This window comes from Thioalkalivibrio thiocyanoxidans ARh2, assembly GCF_000385215.1.
In the GTDB taxonomy this organism is placed as follows: Bacteria; Pseudomonadota; Gammaproteobacteria; order Ectothiorhodospirales; family Ectothiorhodospiraceae; genus Thioalkalivibrio; species Thioalkalivibrio thiocyanoxidans.
In genome coordinates this window covers 24,187-48,836 of record NZ_ARQK01000038.1, presented here as the reverse complement: position 1 = coordinate 48,836, position 24,650 = coordinate 24,187, and the positions used below count along the sequence as shown (strand labels likewise).

Here is a 24,650-nt window from a genome sequence, read left to right as displayed (position 1 = left end):
GGCCGGGGTCGCGGCAGTCGGGCGTGTTTCTTGGGTACTTCTTTGCACGAGCAAAGAAGTACCTCGCGGCGCGCTCGCGAGTGAGCGCTTGGCAGGCGGCCAGCCGAAGCCACCGTAAACACCGAAGGGCGAACCAGGCCCAGCCTCAGCGTGTGAAGATGCCCCAGCCCGTCAGCAGGCGTTTTCAGTGTAACCGGGCGCGTCGCAGAAGGCGCGGCCGAGCGCGAGGTCCTCGCGCATGTTGCGCAGTGCCCGGAGGTGATCCTCGCGGCTCGCCGCGAGTTTGGACTCTGGCGTCACCGGAAACAGCAGCTGCGACAGCGACGGCGGGTCCTGCCCCAGACGCACCGCATAGACGATCTGGTAGGCATATACCCGGCGCACATAATCGCGGGTCTCCGAGAACGGGATCAGCTCGGCCCAGATATCGGCGTCCATCTCGCCGTCGTCCGGCAGCCAGGAGCGCACGCGATGCGCCCCGGCGTTGTAGGCCGCCGTGGACAGCAGGCTGTGCCCGCCAAAGCGATCCAGGTTGCGCCGCAGGTAATAGGTCCCCAGCGTCGCATTGGTCGCTGGGTCGAGGATGTCCCAATCGGAGTTGACCCGGACCCCGGCGCTGGAGGCGATCGAGCGCCCGGTCGCCGGCATGATCTGCATGACCCCCAGCGCACCGGCCCCGGAGCGCACGTCGTGCAAAAAGGCGCTCTCCTGGCGGGCGATCGCCATCGCCCAGGCCGGGTCGATGCCCTGTTTTTCCGCGCCCGGGACGATCACGGAATCGAAGGCCAGCGGGAAGCGCAGCTCGATATCGTCCCAGTTGCGGGCCCGCGCGATGGTGAAGATCGCCCGGTCGTACCAGTTCCAGTCGGCGAACTCGGCAGCCGCAGCCTCGAGCTCGGGCGGTTCCATGTTGGCCACCGTGCGGGTCCACTCGCGGCGCGCCTCGGCGTAGCGATCCAGCGCCACCAGTTCGCGCATGCGCTGCATGGACGGGCGCTCCATGATCGATTCGCGCGCGCCATTAGCCAGTTGCAGGGGCTGGTGCGCAATGCGGTAAGGCTGGCCCAGACGATCGGCGGCCAGGAACCCGTGGAAATTGCGCTCGCGCGCCGCCCGCTCGTAGAAAAAGCGCGCCTCCTCGGCATCGCCCAGCTGCTCCAGCGCCCGCGCGTACCAGTACTGCCAGGCGGTTTCGTCGCGGGCATCGCGGCCCATGGAGCGGATCGCGCTTTTGACCGTCTCCCAATCGCCATCATGGAGTGCGGCGCGTACCTGCCACTGGCGCAGCTGGTCGTCGAAGACCTCGGTGTCCAGGCCCTCCATGAACTCCAGCGTCTCGGAGCGGAAACGCAGGGCGAGACGCAGCGCAAGCGCATGTTCGATCTCGCGGGCCGTCTCGGCCGGGAATCCCAGGCGCTCGCCACGCTCCTCCCAGCCCTTCAGGGCCGCATCCAGGTCCTGCGGAATCCAGCGCTTGAACGCCTGTTCCAGCATGGCCTCGGCCGAGCGGTGATCGTCCGCGCGGAAGTCGACCTCGACCACCCGTGACGGCCGCGACTCGAGCTCCAGCCAGCGCTCCGCCCAGTCGCGATCGGCGCTGGCCAGGTAGCGGCGCAGGTAGCTCGCGAGCCCGGTCTGGCGCGCCTGCATCGCCAGGGCGAAACGCTCCCAGGCCAGTTCGTCCGTCAACCCGCCGGCATCGCGCCAGGCCTTAAGCGCCGGATCACAGGCACTGGGGCGGGACTGGCCGTGCAGCCAGATCGAGTCCATATCCTCGATCGCCGCCGAGGTGTTGCCGGTCTCGATCAGTGCCTTGCGCCGCTGGCAGTCCTGCGTAACGGAGAGGTCGCGGCCATCGTCGGCAAAGTCGATATACCGTGACCACTCCTCTTCGCGAGCCAGATACGAGAGGTAGTTGCTGCGCAACTGGCCGGCCAGCGGGGTGTCGTCGTGCTCTTCGATAAAGGCACGCACGGCATCGGGGTCCGCGCGCCCCAGGTCGCGCGCCAATTCGCGATGATCCAGGTAGGGCGTCAGCGGATAACCCTCGAGCGTGCTGCGGGCATTGCGATAGGCCGTCATGTCGCCGCGGCTCAGGGCGCGTTCGGCATGCAGGAACAGGCTGCGTTCGAAGACCATCCCCGTCGGGGCCGGGTTAGCCGCCGGGGCCCCGGCGGCGAAGGCCATGACCAGACCGGTCAGACCCGTGGTGAGTATCCTGGGCAGGCGCATCGGATTGCGTTCTCGCTTGTCTGATCCGTTCATATTCCGCACGACCTGTAGCAGGCGCAATGGCCTTGTGGTGATTTCGCACCGTACCGGCCGCATTCCCAGATAATCCCCGGGTCCGCCGACAGGCCACCGGCAGTCGGCATCACCCGCGTTCGATCACGGAAAAGGCGCCGCGTTCCAGGCCATCCAGGGTCCAGGAGGCCACCCGGTAGCGCACCAGGCGCAGGGTCGGATGCCCCACCGCGGCGGTCATGCGCCGCACCTGGCGGTTGCGGCCCTCGTGCAGGGTCAGCGCGAGCCAGGTGGTCGGGACGGACTTGCGAAAGCGTACAGGCGGATCGCGCTCCGGCAGGTCGGGCGGGGCCATGCGCTCGACCTTCGCCGGCTGCGTGCGGCCGTCCTTCAGCTCCACCCCGGTGCGCAGGGCCTCCAGCGCGGCGTCATCGGGCTCGCCCTCCACCTGTACCCAGTAGGTCTTGCTGGTCTTGTGGCGCGGCTGGGTCAGCCGCGCATTCAGGCGCCCGTCGTCGGTCAGCACCATCAGCCCCTCGCTGTCGCGATCCAGGCGCCCGGCCGGGTAGACCCCGGGGATGTCGATGTAATCCGCCAGCGTGGGGCGCCCTTCCGGGTCGGTGAACTGCGGCAGCACACCCCAAGGCTTGTGGAACAAAACGATTCGGTGCATCAATCGCAGCGCACGGTCACGCGCTCGGCGAAATGGCGGCCCAGGTCGTAGTCTACCGTGGCGCCGTAATCGAGCATCATGGCCTTGGCGACGAGCTGAGGATCCGGCCGGGGACGCTCCAGCTCCGCGCTGCAGCCCGCGGCCGCGAGCCCGTCGGCCTCGACGATGCGCGTACCGGCCGGCTCCTCGTGCAGGAGCTCGATGAAATAGGTCGGGTCGTAGACCTTGTACGCCAGGGTCTCGGAACCCACATCGACTGGCTCGTCCAGCGCCAGTCGGAAACGGAAGAACAGCAGCCCGCCATCCATGCGCATCGAGGGATCGGGCTCGGCAGCGACGCCCATCTCGCGCCCGCCGGCCTCGACATGGCTGTACCACTCGTATTCCTCGAGGTTGTCGAGGATCTCGCGGGCGAGCGCCTGCAGCTTCTCCTCTTCGGTCGCGCCCTCCTGATGCGCCAGGGCATCCTCGTAGAGGTACTGCCCGTAGGTTGGGTCGAAGCGCCAGCGATGCAGCATGTGGGTAATGCGCCCCTCGCCATCGCGCTCCAGCGTGATCTCCAGGTCGATCCAGGCATGCGGATGCGCCTGTACCGGCGCACTGACCAGCAGCAACCACACCAGGCCCGCGGCAAGGATGGCGTAGAGAAGAGAACGTGGCCTCATGCAATCTCCGGGGTCGTGGACCGCCAGGCACCGGCGGCCGCCAGCAGGCGACCATGATAATCGCGCGCCACCCCGAGTTCCGCGAGCCAGCGCGCGGCATCGGGTTTCGGTCCGGTGGGGTGCAGGGCCTCGAGCACCGGCAGGTCGGGGATGCGGTCCGCCAGCCCGGTCAGCCGGCGCGACAGGCGCAGCCGCTCCGACTGCTCGGCGATGCGCGCGGCCACCGCGTCGGCCCGGCGGATATTGCAGCGCGCCACGGCCTGCGGTTCGGCCAGCACCGTCTCCAGATCGCCCAGGCGCCGCAGGATCCGCGCCGCAGTCCTGGGGCCCACGCCCTCGATACCCGGGATGTTATCGCTGGCATCGCCCGCCAGGGCGAGCATGTCCGCAACCTGTTCTGGCCGGATGCGAAAGCGCTTCTCGATCGCGCGGCGATCCAGCACGGTCCCGCGTTCCGGATCATGCATCCGGTCCTGATCACCGAGGATGACCTGGGTCAGGTCCTTGTCCGCGCTCTTGACCTCGATGCGATAGCCCGCGGCCCGTCCGGCCCGCGCCAGGCTGGCGATCAGGTCATCGGCCTCGTACTCGGGGTGGGCCAGGGTCCGGAAGCCGAGCTGACCGAGCAGCTCCCGGATACGCGCGAACTGCTCGCGCAGCTCCGGTGGTGCCGGCGGGCGATGGGCCTTGTAGGCAGGGTCGAGCCGGTGGCGAAAGCCCTTGCGCAGGCTCTCGTCGAAACAAAAGGCGATCGGACCGGGGGCGCAGGCGGACAGCCACTGGCAGAGCGAATGCACCAGCCCGTGCACGGCCCCGCCCGGCCGCCCGAGCGGATCCGGGTCCAGTCCGCGCGCGAACCAGGCACGAAAGACAAAGATGCTGGAGTCGACCAGCGTCAGGGTCGGGCGCGGCGGCCCCGGGTGCGACTCAGTGCAGGCGTTCAAGGTCCTTGCGCACCCCGGCGATGGACTGGTCGAAGGCCGCGCGTTCATCCGCGTCCAGTTCCAGCTCGATCACCCGTTCCATGCCTCTCTGGCCGAGGATACAGGGCACACCCATGGCCACGTCGCGCTCCCCGTACTCGCCCTCCAGCAGGGCCACGGTCGGCAGGACGCGCCGGCGATCCAGGGCAATCGCCTCCACCATCGCGGCAATGGCCGCGGCTGGCGCGCCATAGGCGCTGGAGGTCTGTTTCAGGGCGAGGATCTCGGCACCCCCATGGCGTGTACGCTCGACGATGCTGTCGAGTGTCGCCTGGTCCATGAAGTGGTTCAGCGGCACCCCGTTGACACTGGAATAGCGCAGCAGTGGCACCATCGCGTCACCATGACCACCCAGCACCAGCGCCTGGATGTCGTGGGTGGACAGCCCCGTCTCAAGCGCGATGAAGGCCTCCATGCGCGAGGTATCCAGTACCCCGGCCTGCCCGAAGACGCGATCGCGGCTCCAGCCGGTCTTCTGCCAGGCACGGTAGGTCAGCACGTCCACCGGGTTGGACACCACCAGGATGCGGCTTTGCGGCGCGTGGACGAGGATGTCCTGCAGAATCTGGTCGAGGATCTCGACGTTCTTGTCCAGGACGTCGGAGCGCGACATGCCCGGCTTGCGCGGGAGCCCGGCCGTGACGATCACCAGTTCCGCCCCGGCGATCACCGAGGGTTCGTGACTGCCGCTCAGGCGCGTATCGAAGCGCAGCAGGGGTGCGGTCTCCTGGATGTCCAGCGCCGCACCGGCCGCCGCCCCCTCGCGCACGTCCAGCAACGCGATCTCGCGGGCGACATCGCGCCGGGCCAGGAACTGGGCGGTGGATTCGCCGACGCGTCCGGCTCCGATGATGGCGATTTTCTGCATGCTTCCCTCGTCTGACGGAGGTGGAGTTTGGAGAAACGCTGATCAATCAGCGTTTCCTTAGCGACGCGCCACCCCGCTGTCGCGCGCGGCCTGTGCGACCGCCTGCGGCACGGTATCGATCAGGCGCGGGTCGAACGGGGTCGGCAGGATGTAGTGCGGGCCGAACTCGAGTGCCTCCAGGCCATAGGCGTCCAGCACGGCCTGCGGGATCGGCTCGCGGGCGAGCGCGGCCAGCGCATGCACGGCCGCGACCAGCATCTCGTCGTTGATCCGGCGCGCGCGCACATCCAGCGCACCGCGGAAGATGAACGGAAAGCCCAGTACGTTGTTGACCTGGTTGGGGTAGTCCGAGCGGCCTGTCGCCATGATCAGGTCGTCGCGCGTCTCGTGCGCGAGTTCCGGACGGATCTCCGGGTCCGGGTTGGACAGCGCGAAGATCACCGGCTTCGGCGCCATGGACTTCAGCATCTCGGGCGTCAGCAGATCGGGGCCCGACAGCCCAATGAAGACATCCGCACCCTCGCAGGCGTCCTCCAGCGTGCGTGCCTCGGTATCGACGGCGAAGATCTGCTTGTATTCGTTCAGGTCGTTGCGCTGGCTGTGGATCACGCCCTTGCGGTCCACCATGAACAGGTTCTTCTTGCTCGCCCCCAGGCGCAGCAGCAGTTGCATGGAGGCGATGCCGGCCGCACCGGCACCAACACAGACGATCTTCGCATCACTGAGCTTCTTGCCCTGGATCTCCAGGGCGTTCACCAGACCGGCCGCGGTAATGACCGCCGTGCCGTGCTGGTCGTCGTGGAAGACGGGGATATCCAGGCGCTCGGACAGGCGGCGCTCGATCTCGAAGCAGTGCGGCGCGGCGATATCCTCGAGGTTGATCCCGCCGAAGCCCCCGGCAATGCGGGCCACGGTGTTGATGAAGTCCTCCGGCTGCGGCGCATCCACCTCGATGTCGTAGACGTCGATATTGGCGAAGGCCTTGAACAGCACGCCCTTGCCCTCCATCACCGGCTTGGCTGCCAGCGCGCCGACATTGCCCAGTCCCAGCACCGCCGTGCCATCGGTGATCACCGCGACCAGGTTGCCCTTGCCGGTATAGCGGTAGGCCAGCTCCGGATCGGAGGCAATCGCGCGCACCGGCGCGGCCACGCCCGGCGAATACGCCAGGGAGAGGTCATCCTGGGTCGCCGTGGGCTTGGTGATATGGATGGCCAGTTTCCCGGCCGGCTGCTGTTCGTGGTAATCCAGCGCGCGCTGGGTGAAATCGTTGGACATGGAGTTGCGGGGCCTTTCAAGCAGTGACTGTCAGAATGCAGCGGGGTTACGGGGCCGATCCAGCCGCCCGCGTAACCCGTCAGTTGACCGGGTGGGTTGGGACCGAGGAGCCCCGGGCCTGTTCGTACAGCGGCCGGAACTCGTCGGCCATGCGGGTCAGGTCGCGCTGACGCGACTCGGGCGCCGGGTGCGTGCTCAGAAACACCGGATGGCGTCCGTTGGCCTGCTCCGCCATCTTGCGCCACAGGCTCGCGGCTGCGTCCGGATCATAACCGGCCCGCGCCGCCAGTTCGATCCCGATGCGGTCGGCCTCCGCCTCCATCCGGCGGCTGTGCGGCAGCTGCACCGCGAGCGCGGCCCCCAGGGCGGCGCCGGTCAGCGCCACGGGCGAGCGGTCACCCGTCATCGCGTAGCCCGCCACCGCGAGATTGCTGGCCAGGGCCACCGACATCTTCTCGGCCGTGTGCGCGGACAGTGCATGCGCGATCTCGTGGCCGATGATCTGCGCCAGCTCGTCGTCGGTCAGCTCCAGCTGCTCGATGATGCCGGAGTAGATCGCCATCTTGCCACCGGCCATGGCGAAGGCGTTGACCGTGTCCGGTGCCTCGATCACGCGAATCTCCCACTCCCAGTCGGCGGTCTCGGGGCGATACTTGACCGCCTGTGCCACCACGCGCTCGGTGATCCGCTGCACGCGCGCAGTCATCTCGGGGTCGGCATCCACCCGCCCCTCCTCGCGCGCCGGGGCGAGCATCTCCACATAGGCGGTACGCGAGGCGTCGATCGCCTGATTCTCGGAGACCAGCATCAGCTGCGAGCGCCCGGTGACCGGGTTGGTGGTGCACCCCGGCAGCGCGACGGCCAGGCCCGCGCCGATCAGCAGCGTCAGGGCCAGCGCCGCCCAGCGACGGGGAAACAGGCGGGACAGGGCGTTCATGGATCGATCACCTCGAGATCAAGGGGGTGGCGGATACGCATCCGCCCTCGCTCCCTCCAAGGATACACCGCACCGCGGGCGACCACGGTGTTTCCCAGCAGTGAGCGTGGTTCCAGATCCTCGAAAAACTCACGATCACCCCCGGAGATCAGCAGGTCCACCGGGCCGTCCAGCACCAGGACCCAGTGCGGCTCGCGCACCCGCACGTCGATCACCTCGCCCTGGACCCGCAGCCGGCCCTGCGAGCGCTCGCGCGGGGGGTCCAGCCAGCCAACCGGGAAGGCCGCTGGCCGCTCCAGCCAGAGCCCACGCGATTCCTCGCGCGCCGCGGCCTCGGCCCCGTAGTAGCACTCATCCAGGGGTCCCGGTTCCGGCCCCGGACGCGGCATCGCCAGGCCCTGCCCGATCAGGCTGGCCGCCAGGAGCGGACCGTCGTCGATCCAGGCATGCATGCGCAGATGCCCGTAGACGTCGCGGGCCGGACGCCCCGGCAACAGCACCAGGCGGTGCTCGGCGCTGCGCAGGTGCTCCGTCAACGCGCCATGCAGGTCCAGCCCGAAGCCCACCGGCAGCAGGTGTGGCGCCACCGACGGGCGCGCAGCCGCCGGCGCCAGCCCCAGCAGGCGGATGTGTCGCCCGTCTTCCAGCTCCAGGGCATCCGGCGCCCAGACGCGCTCGACCGTCACGCGCTGCAGATCGCGGGAGTCGTGGTCCTCCAGCGCACACTGCGCCGCTGCCCCCGGGGCGAACAGCCACACCGACAGCGCGACCAAACAAGCGAGGGCGCCCCGCAGGACGCCCTCGTTGAGTGGCGCGAGCATCCACTGGACGCCCCGCCAGAACCCGCCTCGCGCCATCAGGCGCGAACGCACTTTAGAATGCGAAGCGGCGGTTGAACTTGTCGACCTGACCGGCGGTGTCAACGATCTTCTGCTTGCCGGTGTAGAACGGATGGCACTGCGAGCACACGTCCAAATGCATCTCGTCCTTCGAGAGGGTGGAGCGGGTCTCGAACTGCGAGCCGCAGCTGCAGATGACCTTGACGTTGTGGTAGTTCGGATGAATGTCGGCTTTCATGGTCGGCTCACGCGTGTTCTGGCGAAAAGTGCGATAGCATAGCCGCCTTCCCGGGGGCGTTGCAAGGTCCGCCCTGGAGGGCGACTTGCGGGTCTCGCGGACGCAAGTCCTTGAAGACCCCGCCCCTTCGAGGGGCCCAGGGCGGCTTGTGGATAACCTTGTGGACGAATTGTCAGCGGCTGCCAACCAAGGGGCCACGGGACACACCGGAGTCGGCCCTTGATCGGCGACCGGCCTACGCAACCCGTTAAACCAAAAGAACAATCTGGGTAAAAACCAGCCCGCGCGCCCGGGTTTCGGCGCGCCTGGAGCAACCCCCAGAAGGCGATAACGCACTGTGAACAAAAGCAACACCCCGTCCCCTGACAGCGCGCAGCGCGTGGGCTTTGTCAGCCTCGGCTGCCCGAAGGCCCTGGTGGACTCCGAGCAGATCCTCACGCGCCTGCGCGCCGAGGGCTACGAGATCGCCGCCGACTACGACGGCGCGGACCTGGTGGTGGTCAATACCTGCGGCTTTATCGACGATGCGGTGGCCGAATCCCTGGACGCGATCGGCGAGGCCCTGGATGCCAACGGCCGGGTAATCGTGACCGGCTGTCTGGGCAAGGATGCCGAACGCATCCACGAGACCCACCCGGGTGTGCTCGCGGTCACCGGGCCGCATGCCTACGAGGAAGTCGTCGGCGCGGTGCACGAACACCTGCCGCCGCCGGCGACCCCGTTCGAGTCACTCGTGCCGCCGCAGGGCATCCGCCTGACCCCGCGCCACTACGCCTATCTGAAGATCTCCGAGGGCTGCAACCACCGCTGCAGCTTCTGCATCATCCCCAGCCTGCGTGGCGACCTGGTCAGCCGCCCGATCGGCGAGGTACTGGCCGAAGCGGAACGCCTGGCCGCGGCCGGCGTGCGCGAGATCCTGGTGATCTCGCAGGACACCTCGGCCTATGGCGTGGACGTGAAGTACCGCACCGGCTTCCATGGCGGGCGCCCGGTCCGTTCCGACATCGCCCACCTGGCCGAGGCGCTGGGCCAGCTCGGCATCTGGGTGCGCCTGCACTATGTCTACCCCTACCCGCATGTGGATCGGCTGATCCCGCTGATGGGTTCGGGCGAGGACGGCGGGATCCTGCCGTACCTGGACATGCCGCTGCAGCATGGCCACCCCCGGGTACTCAAGGCGATGCGCCGCCCGGCCGCCGCCGAGCGCGTGCTGGAACGCATTGCGAGCTGGCGCGAGCAGGTCCCCGACCTGACGCTGCGCTCGACGTTTATCGTGGGCTTTCCGGGCGAGACCGAGGCCGAGTTCGAGACCCTGCTGGAGTTCCTGCGCGAGGCGCAGCTCGACCGCGTCGGGGCCTTTGCCTACTCGCCGGTGGAGGGCGCGGTGGCCAACGACCTGCCGGACCCGGTGCCGGAGGCCGTGCGCGAGGAGCGCCTGGCGCGCTTCATGGACGTGCAGGCCCGGATCAGCGCCGAGCGTCTGCGCCGCCGGATCGGCAGCCAGCCGGTGGTGCTGGTCGACGAGGTGCACGCGGACGGGACCGTGATTGCCCGCTCGGCCGCGGAAGCCCCGGAGATCGACGGCGTGATTCGCGTGGCCGGGGTCGACCCGGAGTCGGTGGATATCGGGGACTTCATCGAGGTCGCGATCACCGACACCGACGAGCACGACCTGATCGCCGAACTGCCAGACGACTGACCACAAGCCGACCGAACGGAAGCACTGATGAGCGACGCCCTGCTGGAAAGCCAAATCCCCGATCTCGAACTGGTCCATCGCGGCAAGGTGCGCGACCTGTACGCGATCGATGCCGACCACTGGCTGATGGTCACCACCGACCGCCTGTCGGCCTTTGACGTGATCCTGCCCACCCCCATTCCGGGCAAGGGGCGCATGCTGACCGCGATTACCGAGTTCTGGATGCACAAGGTGGAACGCGAGCTGGGCATCCCCAACCAGCTGACCGACATCCCGCTGGAGCAGGTGGTCCCCGACCCGGCGATCCGGGCGCCACTGGAGGGCCGCAGTCTGGTGATTCGCCGGCTCGAGGCGCTGCCGGTGGAGGCCGTGGTGCGCGGCTACCTGATCGGGTCCGGCTGGAAGGACTACCAGGCCAGCGGCGCGGTCTGCGGCATCCCGCTGCCGGCCGGTCTGGAACTGGCCTCGAAGCTGCCGGAGGCGATCTTCACCCCGAGCACCAAGGCGGCGGTCGGCGATCATGACGCGAACATCGACTTCGCGACCGTGGTGGAGACGATCGGCGAGAAACAGGCCCGACAGGTACGCGACGCCGCACTGGCGATCTACGCGATGGCGCGCGACTACGCGGCCGAGCGCGGGATCATCATCGCCGATACCAAATTCGAGTTCGGGGTGGACGCGAACGGGGCCCTGCACCTGATCGACGAGGTCCTCACACCCGATTCCTCGCGCTTCTGGCCGGCCGATCAATATGCGCCAGGCCGCAGCCCCGAGTCCTTCGACAAGCAGTACGTGCGCGATTATCTCGAGACCCTGGACTGGGACAAGACCGCCCCCGGACCCGAGCTGCCGCCCGAGGTCGCGGAGCAAACGGCCGCGCGCTACCGCGAGGCCCTGGAACGGCTGACCCGCGACGCATGAGCGACGTGCCACAGGGCCTGTTTGTTACCGGGAGCGATACCGCAGTCGGCAAGACCTTTGTCGGCTGTGCCCTGCTGGCGGCCTGGCGCGCCGAGGGCCTGTCTCCACAGCCGCGCAAGCCGGTGGAATCCGGCTGTCCGGAACGCGACGGCGCGCTGTTCCCCGAGGACGGCGCAGCGCTGACCGCAGCGGCCGGGCTTTCTGCGAGCGCCGTGGAGCAGGTGACGCCCTGGCGGTTCCCCGATGCACTGGCACCCGATCAGGCCGCTGCGCGCCAGGGTGTGCAGCTGACGGTCGCAGAACTGGCCCGGGCCTGCGAGGCACCGGGCGATGCCCCCCGGCTGGTGGAGGGCGCGGGCGGGTTCTATTCGCCGCTGTGCAGCGATGGCCTGAACGCCGATCTGGCGCAGGCGCTGGGCCTTCCGGTGCTGCTGGTCGCCGAGGACCGGCTGGGCGTTCTGAACACCTGTCTGCTGACGCTGGAGGCCCTGGAACGGCGTGGCCTGCAACTGGCCGGGATCGTGCTCAACCGGCGCCGCGCCGATGCCGACCCCCTGCTGGACAACGCGAGCGCACTGGCCCGGCACACCCCCGCGCCCATCCTCTCGCTGCCGGAGGGGATAACCCCGGAGGATGCGACTCAGAAGCTCTCGACCTGGAAGTCGTCCTGGCGGATGCCGCCCTCGCCCGGCGTGACCTCGTCCAGGGTCTGATCCGGGCGCATGTCACCGTCCCCGGCACCGGGTTCTGCGGCCTCTTCGGACTGACGGAACGAGGCCAGCAGGTCACGCAGCTCGCGCGTCCCGGCGTGATCCACGCGGCGGCTCTCGATGATGTGCACCGGTCGCTGCGCCTCGCCGTAGTACGCCTCGTTGAAATCGTCGCGTACGGTCAGGCGCGAGCCGGAGAAGCTCATGCCCAGATAGGCCCCCCGCGCGCGCGAATAGGACAGGAAGTCCGCGGTTGGTGTGGACCCGCGCCCGGCCCCTACCGGCCCGGCGGCGACGGAGGCATCGGCCCCGAGGCGGATGGCCGAACCGAACATCGAGTCGACCGCATCCTGGGTACGCGCGACCATCACCACCTCGGCGGCGTCACCGCCGAACTGCATGCCGAAGCTCACGGACCCCATGGAGTAGAAGGCGACCGGGGAGTAGTCACCCTTGTCCTCGTCCCAGGCCAGGAACACCCCCAGGCCTCCGGAGCCGCCCACCAGGAAGGCACCACGAGCGATACGCGGGAAGATAACGACACCGCGGGCGGTGCGCAGGTCTTCCTTGAGGTGCTCGTATTCGGGGTGTGTGGCGAGACGCTCCAGCGTGACCTTCGCCCGATCGACAACGTCCTGCGGATCAACCTCGCGGCTGAACGGGTTTGCGTGGGCGGTCGCGGACAGGGCAGCCACCACCAGAACCGTCAGACAAAAGTGGATCAGTCGCGGCATTGGATGAACGCTCCGGATGGTTCGGTGGGCGACATCATCGCATAAAAAAAGGGGGCCGAAGCCCCCTTTTCCGTGCTGCGATCCGCAGATCAGTTGACCTTCGGATCCAGCTCGCCGCTCTTGTAGCGAGCGACCATGTCGTCCAGCGAGATCGGCTTGATCTTGGACGCCATGCCGGCGCAACCGAAGGCCTCGTAACGCGCCTGGCAGATGTCCTTCATGGCCGCGGTGGAGGCCTTCAGGAATTTGCGCGGGTCGAATTCCTTCGGGTTTTCCGCGAGGAACTTGCGCACCGCGCCGGTGGAGGCCATGCGCAGGTCGGTGTCGATGTTGACCTTGCGCACGCCGTGCTTGATGCCTTCCTGGATCTCTTCAACCGGCACGCCATAGGTCTCGCCCATGTCGCCACCGTACTTGTTGATGATTTCCAGCCACTCCTGCGGCACCGAGGAAGAACCGTGCATGACCAGATGCGTATCCGGGATGCGGTTATGAATCTCCTTGATGCGCTCGATGGCCAGGATGTCACCGGTCGGCGGACGGGTGAACTTGTAGGCGCCGTGAGACGTACCGATGGCGATCGCCAGGGCATCGCACTTGGTGTTCTTCACGAAGTCGGCGGCCTCGTCCGGATCGGTCAGCAGCTGATCGTGGGACAGCTTGCCCTCGGCACCGGAGCCGTCTTCCTCGCCGGCCATGCCGGTTTCCAGCGAACCCAGGCAGCCCAGCTCGCCTTCCACGGACACGCCGCAGGAGTGCGCCATCTCGGCGACCTTGGCGGTCACGTCACGGTTGTAGTCGTAGCTGGCCGGGGTCTTCATGTCGGGCATCAGCGAGCCGTCCATCATCACCGAGCTGAAGCCGGACTGGATGGAGCGCAGGCAGACCGCCGGCTCGGAACCGTGGTCCTGATGCAGCACGACCGGGATGTCCGGGTACTGCTCGATGGCGGCGATGATGTTGTGGCGCAGGAAGGGCTCGCCGGCGTACTTGCGCGCACCGGCGGAGGCCTGAATGATCACCGGGGAGTCGACCGCGGCGGCCGCTTCCATGATCGAGTGGACCTGTTCCATGTTGTTCGCGTTGTAGGCCGGCATGCCGTAGCCATGCTCGGCGGCATGGTCCAGTAGCTGGCGAAGGGAGATCAGTGCCATGGGTTCCTCCTTAACGGGATCGGACTGATGTAGTGAAAAATCTCGGGTTTGCCAGGGGGAGTCGCGCGTTCACAGCTCGTCGCCAACGCGCACGATCTTCATGGCGTTCGTTCCACCATGTTCGCCCTGCAGATCACCCTTGGTAATGATAACCAGCCCGCCATCCTGCACGACGCCCTCGGCCTGGAGCAAGTTGACCGCCTCACGGTTCACGCTCTCGTGGCTCTGGGGCATGGTGCTGATGATGACCGGATAAACCCCGCGATAAAGTGTCATGCGGCGGCTGGTGGACTCGTGCTGGGTCAGCGCGTAGATCGGAATGCCGGAACTGATACGCGACATCCACAGGGCGGTGGCGCCGGATTCGGTCAACGCGGCAATCGCCGCAACGTCCAGGTGGTTCGCGGTGTACATCGTAGCCATCGCGATGGCCTCGTCCACGCGGCCAAAGGTCGAGTCCATGCGATGGTCCGACTGGCGTGCGGCGCGCTGGCGCTCGGCAGCCTCGCAGATTCGGTGCATGCTCTCGACCACACGGTCCGGGTAGCGACCGGTCGCGGTCTCACCCGACAGCATCACCGCATCCGTCCCGTCGAGCACCGCATTGGCGACATCGAACACCTCGGCGCGCGTCGGGATCGGGTTCTGGATCATGGTCTCCATCATCTGGGTCGCTGTAATCACCAGACGATTGAGCGTACGCGCCCGCGAGATCAGGGTCTTCTGCACCCCGGGCAGCTCGGCGTCTCCGATCTCCACGCCCAGGTCTCCGCGGGCGATCATGATCACTTCGGATGCGGCGATGATCTCGTCGATCACGTCCAGGGCCTCGGAACGCTCGATCTTCGCGCAGACCCCGGCCTCCCAGCCGGCATCCTGCAGCAGGCTGCGCGCCAGGTGCAGGTCCTGTGCCGAGCGAGGGAAGGAGACCGCCAGGTAGTCCACCTGCAGCTCGGCCGCCAGGCGGATGTCTTCGCGATCCTTGTCGGTGATGGCCGGAGCGGAGAGGCCACCGCCCTGGCGGTTGATGCCCTTGTTGTTGGACAGCTCGCCCCCGACCACGACGGTCGTTTCGATCCGCCCGCCGTTGACCGCGCTCACCTTGAGCACAATACGCCCGTCGTCCAGCAAGAGGACGTCATCGGGGCGGACGTCCTGCGGCAGCTCCTTGTAGGTCAGCCCGACCTGGGTCTCATCCCCCGCATCGCGATCAAGATCCGCGTCCAGCGCGAACGGCGCGCCTTCCTGCAGCAGGACCTTGCCTTCGCGAAAGCGGTCAATACGGATCTTCGGGCCCTGGAGATCGCCAAGGACGCCGACGCAGCGGCCAACACGGCCCGCCGCGGCGCGCAGGCGCTTCAGACGGGCACGGTGGTCGTCCGGATCGCCATGGGAGAAGTTCAGACGGACGACATCCACGCCGGCCCGAATGATGGCCTCCATGGCCTCGTCGGTATCCGTGGCCGGCCCGAGGGTGGCCACGATCTTGGTACGTCTCATCCGCGTCGCTCTCCGTCAGCGGAGAGCGCGCCGGGCATCAGCCGCGGGCGCGCTCTTCCAGGATGGCGACGGCCGGCAGGGTCTTGCCTTCCAGGAACTCCAGGAAGGCACCGCCACCGGTGGAGATATAGCTGATGCGGTCGGCCAGGTTGTACTTGTCGATCGCGGCCAGGGTGTCACCACCACCGGCGATGGAGAACGCATTGCTCTCGGCGATCGCCTCACCCAGGGCCTTGGTGCCGGCGGCGAACTGGTCGAACTCGAACACGCCGACCGGGCCGTTCCAGACGATGGTGCCGGCATTGCGCAGGGCCTCGGCATAGGTCGCCGCGGTCTCGGGGCCGACGTCGAAGATCATGTCGTCATCGGCCACCGCATCCACGGACTTGGTCTCGGCCGGGGTCGACTCGGAGAATTCCTTGCCCACGGTCACGTCGGTCGGCACCGGGATCTCGCCGCCCTTGGCGCGGGCGGCCTCCATCAGGCGCCTGGACTCGTCGACCAGATCGGCCTCGTACAGGGACTTGCCGACCCCGTGGCCCTGGGCGGCGATGAAGGTGTTCGCGATACCGCCGCCGACAATCAGCTGGTCCACCACATTGGACAGCGACTCCAGGACGGTCAGCTTGGTCGAAACCTTGGAGCCACCCACGATGGCCACCAGCGGACGCTTCGGGGTCTCCAGCGCCTTGCCCAGGGCCTCCAGCTCCTTGGCCAGCAGCGGGCCGGCGCAGGCCTGCGGCGCAAACTTCGCCACGCCATGGGTCGAGGCCTGGGCACGGTGGGCGGTGCCGAAGGCATCCATCACGAATACGTCGCACAGGGCCGCATACTTCTTGGCGAGCGCCTCGTCATCCTTCTTCTCGCCGGCGTTGAAGCGGACGTTTTCGAGCAGGATGACCTCACCCGGCTGGGCGTCCACACCATCGAGGTAATCCCGCACCAGGCGCACTTCGCGGCCCAGCAGGCCGGCCATGTGCTCGGCGACCGGGGCCAGGGAATCCTCCTCGGAGAACTCGCCCTCGGTCGGGCGGCCCAGGTGCGACATCAGCATCACCGCAGCACCGCCGTCCAGCGCCTTCTGCACGGTCTCGAGGCTCGCACGGATACGGGCGTCGGAGGTGACCTTGCCGCCCTTCACCGGCACGTTCAGGTCCTGGCGCACCAGTACGCGGCGGCCGTTCAGGTCGAGATCGGTCATCTTGATGACAGACATGGGAGTACCTCTCGAAATTCGTTGAAAAGGAAAAAGGCTTCGGGCTAGCCCCCGCGGGGACTGGCCCCAGGCCTCTGGACCCGGGAAGAGAAACACGGCCGGACCCCGGCTGGGCCCGGCCGTCAGGCCTTACTTGGCGACGTGCTCCACCATGCGCAGCATGTTGCAGGTGTAGCCGTACTCGTTGTCGTACCAGGCGACGACCTTGACGAAGGTCGAGTCCAGCTGGATGCCGGCACCGGCATCGAACACGGACGGGGCGGTGTAGCCACGGAAGTCGGTGGATACGACCAGCTCGTCGGTGTAGTCCAGCACGCCCTTCAGTTCGCCACCGGCCGCCTTCTTCATGGCCGCGCAGATGTCGTCGTACTTGGCTTCGCCGTTCAGCTCCACGGTCAGGTCGACCACGGAGACGTCGGAGGTCGGCACGCGGAAGGCCATGCCGGTCAGCTTGCCGTTCAGGTCCGGCAGCACCTTGCCCACGGCCTTGGCGGCACCGGTGGAGGACGGGATGATGTTCTCCAGGATGCCGCGGCCGCCGCGCCAGTCCTTCATGGACGGGCCGTCAACGGTCTTCTGGGTCGCGGTGGCGGCGTGCACGGTGGTCATCAGGCCGCGCTTGATGCCGTAGTTGTCGTGCAGGACCTTGGCCACAGGCGCCAGGGCGTTGGTGGTGCAGGAGGCGGCGGAGACCATGTTCTGGCCCGAGTAGTCGCCGTGGTTCACGCCATAGACGAACATCGGGGTGTCGTCCTTGGACGGCGCGGACATCACGACCTTCTTGGCGCCGGCGTCCAGGTGCTTCTGGGCGGTCTCGGCGGTCAGGAACAGACCGGTGGACTCGATCACGATGTCGGCACCGATATCGCCCCACTTCAGCGCGGCCGGATCCTTCTCGGCAGTCAGGCGGATGCGGTTGCCGTTCACCACCAGGTGGTCGCCGTCGACGCTGATATCGCCTTCGAAGCGGCCGTGCACGGAGTCGTAGCGCAGCATGTAGGCCAGGTACTCCGGATCCAGCAGGTCGTTGATACCGACCACCTGCAGGTTCGGGAAGTCCTTGGCGATGGCGCGGAAGGCCATGCGGCCGATACGACCGAAGCCGTTAATACCAACCTTGATCGACATGGGATGTCTCCTCTCTTTCTTGCTTATGCGAAATCGATGCGGACGTAAGCTTAGCCGTTCAGCACGTCACGGGCGATCTGGGCGACGTTCTCCGGCTTGAAGCCGAAGTAGTCGAACAAGGCGCCACCCGGGGCCGACTCGCCGAAGCGATCCATGCCGAACACGGCGCCGTCCAGACCGGTGAACTTGTACCAGGTGGCGGTGGCGCCGGCCTCGACGGCCACGCGCTTGCGCACGGCGGCCGGCAGTACGGCCTCCCGGTAGGCGGGATCCTGCTGTTCGAACAGCTCGACGCAGGGCATGGAGACGACGCGCGCCTTCTTGCCCTCGCCGGCGAGCTCCTCGGCCGCCTTCACCGCCAGCTCGACCTCGGAGCCGGTCGCGATGAAGATCAGGTCCGGGGTGCCGTCGCAGTCCTTCAGGATGTAACCACCGCGGGCGATGTTGGCGAGCTGCTCGCCATCACGCTCCATGTGCGGCAGACCCTGACGCGACAGGATGAACGCCGACGGGCCGTCGGTACGCTCGATGCCGGCCTTCCAGGCCACCGCGGTCTCCACTGCGTCGCAGGGGCGCCAGACGTTCAGGTTGGGGATCAGGCGCAGGCTCGGGGTCTGCTCGATCGGCTGGTGGGTCGGGCCATCTTCGCCCAGACCGATGGAGTCATGGGTCAGCACGTACATCACCCGCTGCTTCATCAGCGCGGACATGCGGATGCCGTTACGGGCGTAGTCGGAGAAGATCAGGAAGGTGCCGCCATACGGGATGAAGCCGCCGTGCAGGGCGATGCCGTTCATGATCGCGGCCATGCCGAACTCGCGCACGCCGTAGTAGACGTAGTTGCCGGCGGCGTCATCCTTGCTGACGCCCTTGGAGCCGCTGTACATGGTCAGGTTGGAGCCGGCCAGGTCGGCGGAGCCGCCCAGCAGTTCCGGGACGGCCGGGGCCATGCCGGCGATCGCGTTCTGCGAGGCCTTGCGCGAGGCGACCTTCTCGGCCTTCTCGACGGTCTCCTTGATATAGGCGTTGGCCTTTTCGCTCCAGTCGGACGGCAGGTCGCCGGCCATGCGGCGCTCGAACTCGGCGGCCAGCTCCGGATGCGCCTGCTTGTAGGCGGCAAAGCGCTCCTTCCATTCGGCCTCGGCTTGCGCGCCCTTGTCCTTCGCGCTCCAGCCGGCGTAGATGTCGTCCGGGATCTCGAACGGGGCGTGGTTCCAGCCCAGCTCCTTGCGGGTCAGCGCGACTTCGTCCTCGCCGAGGGCGGCGCCGTGGCACTCTTCCTTGCCACACTTGTTCGGCGAACCGAAGCCGATCACGGTGCGACAGCAGATCAGGCTCGGCTTGCCGGTTTCCTTGCGTGCCTCTTCGATCGCGGCCTTGACCGCATCGGCGTCATGGCCATCCACGCCGCGCACGACGTGCCAGCCGTAGGCCTCGAAGCGGCTCGGGGTGTCGTCGGTGAACCAGCCCTCGACCTCGCCGTCGATGGAGATGCCGTTGTCATCCCAGAAGGCGACCAGCTTGCCCAGGCCCAGGGTGCCGGCCAGCGCGCAGGTCTCGTGGGAGATCCCTTCCATCATGCAGCCGTCGCCGAGGAAGGCGTAGGTGTGGTGATCGACGATGTCGTGGCCCGGCTGGTTGAAGTGCGCAGCCATCATCTTTTCGGCCAGCGCCATGCCCACCGCGTTGGAAATCCCCTGACCCAGCGGACCGGTGGTGGTCTCCACACCCGCGGTGTAGCCGTACTCCGGGTGGCCCGGGGTCTGGGAGTGCAGCTGACGGAACTGCTTGAGTTCGTCCATCGGCAGATCGTAGCCGGTCAGGTGCAGCAGGGAGTAGATCAGCATCGAACCGTGGCCGTTGGACATCACGAAGCGGTCGCGATCGGGCCAGTGCGGGTTGGCCGGGTTGTGCTGCATGTAGTCGTTCCACAGCACTTCGGCGATGTCCGCCATCCCCATCGGCGCGCCCGGATGGCCGGAATTGGCCTTCTGGACGGCATCCATCGACAGGGCGCGAATGGCATTGGCAAGCTCTCTACGGGTCGGCATGCTGAACTCCTGCTCTTTCGAAATAGTGTTGGGTCGGCTGGCGGCGATCAGCGGCGCGGGGCGCCAGCGGCGGCCGGACCCGGACAGGTCGACCGATCGAGGGCACTCAGATCCTGCCGGCGCTCAAAGACACGGAACGGCCCGAGCAGCCCCAGCAAAGGCGATGCATTTTGGCCACTTTCCGCGATCGGGGCAAGTCGACGCCAGGGCGCACCAGAACGCGGTCTCGAAGTCATTCGCGCTGCCCGGGGCTGCAGAAACACCGGGAGGGGGGCTTAGAAAATCTCGTCGAGTTGCGTTACAGTACTGGTCGTTTTGCGCAAAACTAAATCGAAACGACCCACAAAGGAACGCTAATGTCCAACGATTACATCTTCACCTCGGAATCGGTTTCCGCGGGCCATCCCGACAAGATGGCCGACCTGGTTTCCGACACCATCGTCGACGCCATCATCGAGCAGGATCCGCACGCTCGCATCGCCTGCGAGACCGCCACCAAGACCGGCATGGTCATGCTGCTGGGCGAGATCACCACCGGCGCGCAGATCGACTACGAGAAGCTGGTGCGCGAGACGGTGGTCGAGATCGGCTACAACGATTCCGACGTCGGCTTCGACGGCAAGACCTGCGCCGTGCTGAACGTGCTGGGTGAACAGTCCCAGGACATCGCCATGGGCGTGGACCGCGACGTCTCCGACCGTGCCACCCAGGGTGCCGGTGACCAGGGCCTGATGTTCGGCTACGCCGCGCGCGAAACCGATACCCTGATGCCCGCCCCGATCTTCTACGCCCACAAGATGGTGCGCATCCAGTCCGAACTGATGAAGAGCGGCAAGCTGCCGTGGCTGCGCCCGGACGCCAAGTCCCAGGTCTCGCTGCGCTACGAAGACGGCAAGCCGGCCGGCCTGGACGCGGTGGTCCTGTCCACCCAGCACAGCCCGGAAATCTCGCAGAAGGACCTGCAGGAAGCGATCTACGAAGAGATCTTCAAGAAGGTGCTGCCGAACGAATGGCTGAGCCAGGTCTCCGACGACAAGATCCACATCAACCCGACCGGCAAGTTCGAGATCGGCGGCCCCGTGGGCGACGCCGGCCTGACCGGCCGCAAGATCATCGTCGACACCTACGGCGGCATGGCCCGTCACGGTGGTGGCGCGTTCTCCGGCAAGGACCCGTCCAAGGTGGACCGTTCCGCTGCCTACGCCGGCCGCTACGTGGCCAAGAACGTCGTGGCCGCCGGCCTGGCCGACAAGTGCGAGATCCAGGTCTCCTACGCCATCGGCGTGGCCGAGCCGACCTCGATCACCATCGACACCTTCGGCACCGGCAAGGTCGACGACCGCAAGATCGAAGGCTTCGTGCGCGAAGTGTTTGATCTGCGTCCGTGGGGCCTGATCCAGATGATGGATCTGCTGCGCCCGATCTACAAGGCGACTGCCGCCTACGGTCACTTCGGCCGCGAAGACGTCGACCTCCCCTGGGAGCGCACCGACAAGGCCGAGGAACTTAAGAAGATGGCGGGCCTCTAAGAGCACCCGACATTTTGTAAGCGAAATACCCATCCGGCTGAGGAGCGCTGCAGCGGTTTAACCGTCAGGCTCAGCCGGATGTTCCCCTGAAACGTGAACACGGCGCTCATCCAGATAGACGGAGAAGTTGATCCATGAATGCTGTGATGAACGACAAGAAAACGACCGATTACGTCGTCAAGGACATTAACCTTGCCGAGTTCGGCCGCAAGGAAATTGCGATCGCCGAGACCGAAATGCCCGGTCTGATCCAGACGCGCGAAGAGTTCGCGGCCTCCAAACCGCTGAAGGGCGCGAAGATCGCCGGTTCCCTGCACATGACCATCCAGACCGCGGTCCTGATCCAGACCCTGGAAGCCCTGGGTGCCGACGTGCGCTGGGCCTCCTGCAACATCTACTCCACCCAGGACCATGCCGCGGCCGCGATCGCCGACAACGGCACCCCCGTGTTCGCCGTGAAGGGCGAGACCCTGGAAGAGTACTGGGACTACTGCCACCGCATCTTTGAATTCGACGGCGGCGCCAACATGATCCTGGACGACGGTGGTGACGCCACGCTGCTCCTGCACATCGGCGCCAAGGCCGAGAAGGACCAGTCCGTCATCTCCAACCCGGAGAACGAAGAAGAGATCGCCCTGTTTGCCTCGATCAAGGATCGTCTCGCCAAGCAGCCGAACTGGTACTCCGAGCAACTCGCCAAGATCCAGGGCGTGACCGAAGAGACCACCACCGGTGTCCATCGCCTGTACCAGATGGCGAAGGATGGCGAGCTGGCCTTCCCGGCGATCAACGTCAACGACTCGGTCACCAAGTCCAAGTTCGACAACCTGTACGGCTGCCGCGAGTCCACCGTGGACTCCATCAAGCGCGCCACCGACGTGATGATCGCGGGCAAGATCGCCGTGGTCGCCGGTTATGGTGACGTCGGCAAGGGTGCCGCCCAGTCGCTGGCCGGCCTGGGTGCCACCGTGTGGATCACCGAGATCGACCCGATCTGCGCCCTGCAGGCCTCGATGGAAGGCTTCCGCGTGGTCACGATGGACGAGGCCGCCGACAAGGCCGAGATCTTCGTTACCGCCACCGGTAACAAGGACGTGATCACCGAAGATCACATGACCCGCATGAAGGACCAGGCCATCGTCTGCAACATCGGTCACTTCGACTCCGAGATCGCCGTGGCCGCGATGCGCAAGTACGAGTGGGAAAACATCAAGCCGCAGGTTGACCACATCATCCTGCCGAACGGCAACCGGATCATCATGCTGGCCGAAGGCCGCCTGGTGAACCTGGGCTGCGGCACCGGTCATCCGAGCTTCGTGATGTCCAACTCCTTCACCAACCAGACCCTGGCTCAGATCGAGCTGTGGACTAAGGGTGACCAGTACGACAAGAACGTCTACGTGCTGCCGAAGCACCTGGACGAGAAGGTCGCGCAGCTGCACCTGAAGAAGCTGGGTGCCAACCTGACCCGTCTGACCGACGATCAGGCCAAGTACCTGGGTCTGCCGGTGGATGGTCCGTTCAAGCCGGAACACTACCGCTACTGATCGGCCAGCCTCACATTTCAATTCGTTGTTAATGTGAACGCCGGGGCGGGCCGCATGTTCGTGCGGTCCGCCTTCTTTTTGTCTGGAGGACAAACATGTCTGACCAAAAACGCGTCTTCAGCGTTGAATTCTTCCCGCCCAAGGACGAGGCCGGGGCCGAGCGTCTGGCGAAGGCCCGCAAGCGTCTGGGCACCCTGAAACCCGAGTTCTACTCCGTGACCTTTGGTGCCGGCGGCTCCACCCGCGACCGCACCCTGGAAACGGTCAGGGACATCATCGACAAGGACGGCATCCCGGCCGCCCCGCATGTGTCCTGCATCTCCTCTACCCGAGGCGAGCTGTATGACCTGCTGGCGACCTACCGTGACATCGGGGTTAACCGCATTGTCGCGCTGCGCGGCGATCTGCCATCCGGCACCAAGAACTCCGGCGGTGATTTCCGTTACGCCTCCGAGCTCGTGGAGTTCGTGCGCGCCGAGTTCGGCGACCAGTTCAAGATCGAGGTCGCGGCCTATCCGGAATTCCATCCGCAGGCCCCGAATGCCGAGAAGGATCTGGAGAACTTCAAGACCAAGGTGGATGCCGGCGCCGACGCCGCGATCACCCAGTATTTTTACAACGTGGACGCCTACGAGGCCTTCATGGAACGGGTGCAGGCGATGGGCATCACCATCCCGATCATTGTCGGGATCATGCCGATCACCAACTACACCCAGATCGTGCGCTTCTCCGAGATGTGCGGCGCCGAGATCCCGCGCTACATCCGCAAGCGGATGGAGGCCTACGGCGACGACAAGGAGTCGATCCGCAAATTCGGGATCGAGATCGCCACGCGCCTGACCGACGACGTGCTCGAAAAAGGTGCCCCGGGCATCCACTTCTACTCGATGAACCAGGCCGGTCCGACCGAGACCATCTGGAAGAATCTGGACCTGGACAACCGTCGGTAACGCCCGATGCGCTGCCCCCGGCTGCTGATCACCGACACGGATCTGGCCGCGGGGCAGTCCATTTCCGCCCCGCAGGACCGGCTGCACTACGCCACCAACGTCCTGCGCCTGAAAAACGATGCCGCCTGCCGGGTATTCGACGGCCAGGGCAACGAATTCCACGCCCGTCTGGAGATCACCGGACGCCGCAGCGGCACTTTTCACCTGGGCGAACACGCCGCCGCTCCCACCACGCCCGCACGCCCCATTGAACTGCTCCAGGGCATCGCCCGCGGAGATCATATGGACCTGGCCGTGCAGAAGGCGGTGGAACTGGGTGCCAGCGTGATTCGGCCGGTGCTCTGCGCACGGAGCCGCTCGGCCGCCGCGCACCGCGGGCTGGACAAGCGCCACGCCCACTGGACCGGGATCATCCAGGCCGCGGCCGAACAATGCGGCCGTAACGAACTCCCGCTCCTTGCCCAGCCGGTTGAGCTGGCTGATGCCCTGAACGCCGCGGAACCCGCGCTCGACCTGATGGCCGACGAGGACGGGCCACCATTGTCCGTGGTTCTCGGACCGTCCGGAAAGACCGGGTCGCCCCAGCGTGTGCGAATACTGATCGGGCCGGAGGGCGGGCTCACCGCCGAGGAACGCGACCAGGCGCGCGAGGGCGGATTTCGCCCTGTGTCCATCGGCCCGCGCACCCTGCGCACCGAGACGGCGGCGATCAGCCTGCTGACCCTGGTGCAGTGGCAGCTGGGCGATCTCGACGGCGGCGCGGGCCCAAGTTAGGCGAACGCC

Annotated in this window: 22 protein-coding genes and 1 riboswitch; of the genes, 7 read left to right on the top strand and 15 right to left on the bottom strand. The window is 66.7% G+C overall.

Features of this window, described 5'->3' with window-relative positions; genetic code table 11:
• Positions 1-171 precede the first annotated feature (171 nt).
• From G372_RS0103635 to rpmE, 9 genes are all read right to left on the bottom strand, one after another.
• The gene (locus tag G372_RS0103635) at positions 172-2,232 is read right to left on the bottom strand and encodes a transglycosylase SLT domain-containing protein (protein ID WP_019025620.1); all 2,061 of its coding nucleotides are present in this window, start codon (positions 2,230-2,232) and stop codon (positions 172-174) included.
• 142 nt (positions 2,233-2,374) lie between these two features.
• Positions 2,375-2,917 (bottom strand): pseudouridine synthase, encoded by a 543-nt coding sequence (locus G372_RS0103630; RefSeq protein ID WP_026340357.1) that lies wholly within the window; start codon positions 2,915-2,917, stop codon positions 2,375-2,377.
• A complete protein-coding gene (locus G372_RS0103625; RefSeq protein WP_019624008.1) occupies positions 2,917-3,582 on the bottom strand; it encodes a DUF1007 family protein in 666 nt (221 codons plus the stop codon). Before G372_RS0103625 ends, G372_RS0103630 begins: the two co-directional genes overlap by 1 nt.
• Positions 3,579-4,526 (bottom strand): 5'-3' exonuclease, encoded by a 948-nt coding sequence (locus G372_RS0103620; RefSeq protein WP_019624007.1) that lies wholly within the window; start codon positions 4,524-4,526, stop codon positions 3,579-3,581. Before G372_RS0103620 ends, G372_RS0103625 begins: the two co-directional genes overlap by 4 nt.
• On the bottom strand, positions 4,510-5,433 hold the full coding sequence (gene mdh / locus G372_RS0103615) for a malate dehydrogenase (protein WP_019624006.1): 924 nt from the start codon (positions 5,431-5,433) through the stop codon (positions 4,510-4,512). The genes G372_RS0103620 and mdh overlap by 17 nt, the downstream gene beginning before the upstream one ends.
• 57 nt (positions 5,434-5,490) lie before the next feature.
• A complete protein-coding gene (locus tag G372_RS0103610) occupies positions 5,491-6,711 on the bottom strand; it encodes a malic enzyme-like NAD(P)-binding protein (RefSeq protein ID WP_018863642.1) in 1,221 nt (406 codons plus the stop codon).
• 79 nt (positions 6,712-6,790) lie between these two features.
• Positions 6,791-7,648 carry a M48 family metallopeptidase gene (locus tag G372_RS0103605; RefSeq protein ID WP_019624005.1) on the bottom strand — a complete coding sequence of 286 codons (858 nt, stop codon included), beginning with the start codon at positions 7,646-7,648 and terminating at the stop codon, positions 6,791-6,793.
• Positions 7,645-8,421: a thermonuclease family protein gene (locus G372_RS0103600; RefSeq protein ID WP_019624004.1), complete on the bottom strand. Its 777-nt coding sequence runs from the start codon at positions 8,419-8,421 to the stop codon at positions 7,645-7,647. Before G372_RS0103600 ends, G372_RS0103605 begins: the two co-directional genes overlap by 4 nt.
• Positions 8,422-8,521: 100 nt before the next feature.
• On the bottom strand, positions 8,522-8,725 hold the full coding sequence (gene rpmE, locus G372_RS0103595; RefSeq protein ID WP_018174932.1) for a 50S ribosomal protein L31: 204 nt from the start codon (positions 8,723-8,725) through the stop codon (positions 8,522-8,524).
• Positions 8,726-9,062: 337 nt separating this feature from the next.
• On the opposite strand from rpmE, the gene rimO reads away from it, so the two are divergent.
• Genes rimO through bioD form a run of 3 tightly spaced genes read left to right on the top strand, consistent with a single transcriptional unit; the run spans position 9,063 to position 12,061 of the window.
• Positions 9,063-10,424 carry a 30S ribosomal protein S12 methylthiotransferase RimO gene (rimO, locus tag G372_RS0103590; RefSeq protein ID WP_019624003.1) on the top strand — a complete coding sequence of 454 codons (1,362 nt, stop codon included), beginning with the start codon at positions 9,063-9,065 and terminating at the stop codon, positions 10,422-10,424.
• A gap of 27 nt (positions 10,425-10,451) precedes the next feature.
• Positions 10,452-11,348, top strand: a complete 897-nt coding sequence (locus G372_RS0103585; RefSeq protein ID WP_019624002.1) for a phosphoribosylaminoimidazolesuccinocarboxamide synthase — start codon at positions 10,452-10,454, stop codon at positions 11,346-11,348.
• Positions 11,345-12,061: a dethiobiotin synthase gene (gene bioD / locus G372_RS0103580; RefSeq protein WP_019624001.1), complete on the top strand. Its 717-nt coding sequence runs from the start codon at positions 11,345-11,347 to the stop codon at positions 12,059-12,061. Before G372_RS0103585 ends, bioD begins: the two co-directional genes overlap by 4 nt.
• On the opposite strand, the gene G372_RS0103575 is transcribed toward bioD, so the two are convergent.
• The 6 genes from G372_RS0103575 to tkt all read right to left on the bottom strand — a co-directional run bounded on the left by G372_RS0103575 (position 11,989) and on the right by tkt (position 19,841).
• Positions 11,989-12,792 (bottom strand): lipid-binding SYLF domain-containing protein, encoded by an 804-nt coding sequence (locus G372_RS0103575; RefSeq protein WP_018863636.1) that lies wholly within the window; start codon positions 12,790-12,792, stop codon positions 11,989-11,991. The two genes, bioD and G372_RS0103575, sit on opposite strands and share 73 nt — an antisense overlap.
• An 89-nt stretch (positions 12,793-12,881) precedes the next feature.
• Complete coding sequence (fba, locus tag G372_RS0103570) at positions 12,882-13,946, bottom strand: class II fructose-bisphosphate aldolase (RefSeq protein ID WP_019624000.1); 1,065 nt, start codon at positions 13,944-13,946, stop codon at positions 12,882-12,884.
• Positions 13,947-14,015: 69 nt separating this feature from the next.
• Positions 14,016-15,446, bottom strand: coding sequence for a pyruvate kinase (gene pyk, locus G372_RS0103565; protein WP_018863634.1), 1,431 nt, complete (start codon positions 15,444-15,446; stop codon positions 14,016-14,018).
• Positions 15,447-15,483: 37 nt separating this feature from the next.
• Positions 15,484-16,662, bottom strand: coding sequence for a phosphoglycerate kinase (locus tag G372_RS0103560; RefSeq protein WP_018863633.1), 1,179 nt, complete (start codon positions 16,660-16,662; stop codon positions 15,484-15,486).
• A gap of 129 nt (positions 16,663-16,791) precedes the next feature.
• Positions 16,792-17,790, bottom strand: a complete 999-nt coding sequence (gap, locus tag G372_RS0103555; RefSeq protein WP_018862624.1) for a type I glyceraldehyde-3-phosphate dehydrogenase — start codon at positions 17,788-17,790, stop codon at positions 16,792-16,794.
• Positions 17,791-17,840: 50 nt separating this feature from the next.
• Positions 17,841-19,841 (bottom strand): transketolase, encoded by a 2,001-nt coding sequence (gene tkt / locus G372_RS0103550; protein WP_019623999.1) that lies wholly within the window; start codon positions 19,839-19,841, stop codon positions 17,841-17,843.
• Positions 19,842-20,197: 356 nt separating this feature from the next.
• Here tkt and metK point away from each other — a divergent pair, with 356 nt between their 5' ends.
• The 4 genes from metK (at position 20,198) to G372_RS0103530 (ending at position 24,641) form a co-directional block, all read left to right on the top strand.
• A complete protein-coding gene (metK, locus tag G372_RS0103545; protein WP_018863631.1) occupies positions 20,198-21,370 on the top strand; it encodes a methionine adenosyltransferase in 1,173 nt (390 codons plus the stop codon).
• 33 nt (positions 21,371-21,403) lie between these two features.
• Positions 21,404-21,485: riboswitch (S-adenosyl-L-homocysteine riboswitch) on the top strand.
• Positions 21,486-21,504: 19 nt separating this feature from the next.
• Positions 21,505-22,917: an adenosylhomocysteinase gene (gene ahcY, locus G372_RS0103540; protein ID WP_018863630.1), complete on the top strand. Its 1,413-nt coding sequence runs from the start codon at positions 21,505-21,507 to the stop codon at positions 22,915-22,917.
• A gap of 95 nt (positions 22,918-23,012) precedes the next feature.
• Complete coding sequence (metF, locus tag G372_RS0103535; RefSeq protein WP_018863629.1) at positions 23,013-23,867, top strand: methylenetetrahydrofolate reductase [NAD(P)H]; 855 nt, start codon at positions 23,013-23,015, stop codon at positions 23,865-23,867.
• Between the two features lie 6 nt (positions 23,868-23,873).
• Positions 23,874-24,641: a 16S rRNA (uracil(1498)-N(3))-methyltransferase gene (locus G372_RS0103530; protein WP_018863628.1), complete on the top strand. Its 768-nt coding sequence runs from the start codon at positions 23,874-23,876 to the stop codon at positions 24,639-24,641.
• The last annotated feature ends 9 nt before the right edge of the window (positions 24,642-24,650 follow it).

Excerpts from the sequence above, each read along its gene's own strand:
- G372_RS0103635 (WP_019025620.1), bottom strand. The coding sequence starts at position 2,232 with ATGCGCCTGCCCAGGATACTCACCACGGGTCTGACCGGTCTGGTCATG.
- G372_RS0103630 (WP_026340357.1), bottom strand. The coding sequence starts at position 2,917 with ATGCACCGAATCGTTTTGTTCCACAAGCCTTGGGGTGTGCTGCCGCAG.
- G372_RS0103625 (WP_019624008.1), bottom strand. The coding sequence starts at position 3,582 with ATGAGGCCACGTTCTCTTCTCTACGCCATCCTTGCCGCGGGCCTGGTG.
- mdh (WP_019624006.1), bottom strand. The coding sequence starts at position 5,433 with ATGCAGAAAATCGCCATCATCGGAGCCGGACGCGTCGGCGAATCCACC.
- G372_RS0103610 (WP_018863642.1), bottom strand. The coding sequence starts at position 6,711 with ATGTCCAACGATTTCACCCAGCGCGCGCTGGATTACCACGAACAGCAG.
- G372_RS0103605 (WP_019624005.1), bottom strand. The coding sequence starts at position 7,648 with ATGAACGCCCTGTCCCGCCTGTTTCCCCGTCGCTGGGCGGCGCTGGCC.
- rpmE (WP_018174932.1), bottom strand. The coding sequence starts at position 8,725 with ATGAAAGCCGACATTCATCCGAACTACCACAACGTCAAGGTCATCTGC.
- G372_RS0103585 (WP_019624002.1), top strand. The coding sequence starts at position 10,452 with ATGAGCGACGCCCTGCTGGAAAGCCAAATCCCCGATCTCGAACTGGTC.
- bioD (WP_019624001.1), top strand. The coding sequence starts at position 11,345 with ATGAGCGACGTGCCACAGGGCCTGTTTGTTACCGGGAGCGATACCGCA.
- G372_RS0103575 (WP_018863636.1), bottom strand. The coding sequence starts at position 12,792 with ATGCCGCGACTGATCCACTTTTGTCTGACGGTTCTGGTGGTGGCTGCC.
- fba (WP_019624000.1), bottom strand. The coding sequence starts at position 13,946 with ATGGCACTGATCTCCCTTCGCCAGCTACTGGACCATGCCGCCGAGCAT.
- pyk (WP_018863634.1), bottom strand. The coding sequence starts at position 15,446 with ATGAGACGTACCAAGATCGTGGCCACCCTCGGGCCGGCCACGGATACC.
- G372_RS0103560 (WP_018863633.1), bottom strand. The coding sequence starts at position 16,662 with ATGTCTGTCATCAAGATGACCGATCTCGACCTGAACGGCCGCCGCGTA.
- gap (WP_018862624.1), bottom strand. The coding sequence starts at position 17,790 with ATGTCGATCAAGGTTGGTATTAACGGCTTCGGTCGTATCGGCCGCATG.
- tkt (WP_019623999.1), bottom strand. The coding sequence starts at position 19,841 with ATGCCGACCCGTAGAGAGCTTGCCAATGCCATTCGCGCCCTGTCGATG.
- metK (WP_018863631.1), top strand. The coding sequence starts at position 20,198 with ATGTCCAACGATTACATCTTCACCTCGGAATCGGTTTCCGCGGGCCAT.
- ahcY (WP_018863630.1), top strand. The coding sequence starts at position 21,505 with ATGAATGCTGTGATGAACGACAAGAAAACGACCGATTACGTCGTCAAG.
- metF (WP_018863629.1), top strand. The coding sequence starts at position 23,013 with ATGTCTGACCAAAAACGCGTCTTCAGCGTTGAATTCTTCCCGCCCAAG.
- G372_RS0103530 (WP_018863628.1), top strand. The coding sequence starts at position 23,874 with ATGCGCTGCCCCCGGCTGCTGATCACCGACACGGATCTGGCCGCGGGG.